This window comes from Prevotella sp. TCVGH (assembly GCF_023522295.1).
In the GTDB taxonomy this organism is placed as follows: Bacteria; Bacteroidota; Bacteroidia; order Bacteroidales; family Bacteroidaceae; genus Prevotella; species Prevotella timonensis.
In genome coordinates this window covers 1-1100 of sequence record NZ_QFFX01000145.1, presented here as the reverse complement: position 1 = coordinate 1100, position 1100 = coordinate 1, and the positions used below count along the sequence as shown (strand labels likewise).

Here is a 1100-nt window from a genome sequence, read left to right as displayed (position 1 = left end):
GTTAAACAAACGAAGAAATAAAGTTATATAAACTTAAATATCAGAGAGTTATACATTATTCAGTAAACACTAATTAATAAATTTCCTACAGTATTACTTTCTCCTTCTTTTAAAAACCTTTCTGTCAAAGACTTCAATCTTGTATTATTAAGCATAAAAATACACTCTGATTTAAATATTCCGTCACGAGAACTACGTGTATTGGTTGTTACATTACTACTTGCCACCCAAGGAAATTTATTCGAATCGATTACTTCACGTGCATATTTTAATGCATTTGTCTTATCATTTTTGTAAAGATAGGCACGAGCTAATAAAGCACAAACAGCATAATAATTAAGATGAAATTCTCTTACCCCCAGGAATTCCGTTGAAGCTTTTCCTGTCTTTATTGGATCAACTTTCAACAATTTTAAGGCATGGGTTAAATCTTCTATCACCAAGTCAATACTTTTAGTCACTGTAGATAATGGTGTTACATTTTTCGACACACCTCGGACATAAGGGATAGCCGCGTCTTGAGCATCACTTAGAAAGCTTTTACCAAACCAACGAAGCAAGTCAAAATGTAAGAATGCTCGCATTCCGTAAGCCTCACCTTCAAACACATCCGATTCTGTCTGAGATAAAACGCCATCATATTCTTTTATTCCCTCTAATAAAATATTGATATTAGCAATATCTTTATACATGCTTTCCCATACGGCGTTTATAATATTTTGACTCGTTGCGTCATCATATTCAAATCTATGCAAATGATAATATATACCAGCCTCCTGTGTCCATACATATTGCTGCCCCAAAGCATCCGCCATACCAAAGGTAAGATTTGCTCCATAAAGATTATCAGAGCAAAGTGCAGTATATATGCCTGTCAACTGATCTTTAAATCCATTTTTGTAACTAAATAAATCATCATACTTTACTTCTGACTTCGGACTAACATTCAGCCAGCCTTCACAGGAGGTTATTAACAAAGAAAAGAGCAAAATAACAACTACTCTCATATTTTTTATTAAAACTTTCATATCTTCTATGTTGCTTTCCAAATAATTGGAAAATATTTGTAATTTATTAACTGTTCATTATCATTCACTTAG

General features: G+C 32.7%; 1 protein-coding gene. It reads right to left on the bottom strand.

Going from position 1 to position 1100, the window contains the following annotated elements; genetic code table 11:
* Nucleotides 1-59 precede the first annotated feature (59 nt).
* The gene (locus tag DEM91_RS12510) at nucleotides 60-1028 is read right to left on the bottom strand and encodes a RagB/SusD family nutrient uptake outer membrane protein (RefSeq protein ID WP_249859125.1); all 969 of its coding nucleotides are present in this window, start codon (nucleotides 1026-1028) and stop codon (nucleotides 60-62) included.
* Nucleotides 1029-1100: the final 72 nt, after the last annotated feature.

What these genes read in the sequence shown, in the direction of transcription:
- DEM91_RS12510 (WP_249859125.1), bottom strand. Translation starts at nt 1,028, where the DNA reads ATGAAAGTTTTAATAAAAAATATGAGAGTAGTTGTTATTTTGCTCTTT.